The 653-nt window shown below is 60.0% G+C and carries 1 protein-coding gene; it reads left to right on the plus strand.

Annotated elements, in window-relative coordinates; translation table 11 throughout:
- The first annotated feature begins 92 nt into the window (after positions 1–92).
- Positions 93–284: a hypothetical protein gene (locus tag HZZ13_RS36360; protein WP_197964218.1), complete on the plus strand. Its 192-nt coding sequence runs from the start codon at positions 93–95 to the stop codon at positions 282–284.
- The last annotated feature ends 369 nt before the right edge of the window (positions 285–653 follow it).

Below are 653 nucleotides of genomic sequence, written 5' to 3' on the forward strand. Positions count from 1 at the left end.
ACAACCATGTTGCTGCCATCAGGCTATTGGTAGTTGGCGTGAGCCTTGCTGAGTGGGGCACGCCGGCTCGTGAGTAATTAAGGGGCGTCCTGATGAGTGGCAGAACTGTGCCAGAACGGATCAACGAATTCCTCGTCCGCTGTGCCGGCCGGGCCTACTGCGATCACTGCATTCAGGAGCGCCTTGGGCTGCGCTGGCGCCAGCAGGTGCAACTGGTCACCGCCACGCTTGCTGTTACTTCAGGTTACCGCCGCAGCAGCGCGATCTGCGATGCCGCGACATAGGTGATGACCTGTTTGCTTTCTGCACACGTTGAGCAGATCGCGCTGCTGCGGCGGTAACCTGAAGTAACAGCAGCGTGGCGGTGACCAGTTGCACCTGCTGGCGCCAGCGCAGCCCAAGGCGCTCCTGAATGCAGTGATCGCAGTAGGCCCGGCCGGCACAGCGGACGAGGAATTCGTTGATCCGTTCTGGCACAGTTCTGCCACTCATCAGGACGCCCCTTAATTACTCACGAGCCGGCGTGCCCCACTCAGCAAGGCTCACGCCAACTACCAATAGCCTGATGGCAGCAACATGGTTGTGACACGCGCGAAACGCACGTGCTGTCATCCAGATCAAATGCTGATGGCCCCCACGGCCCGTTGATTTAG

It is taken from the genome of Bradyrhizobium agreste (assembly GCF_016031625.1).
Taxonomy (GTDB): Bacteria; Pseudomonadota; Alphaproteobacteria; order Rhizobiales; family Xanthobacteraceae; genus Bradyrhizobium; species Bradyrhizobium agreste.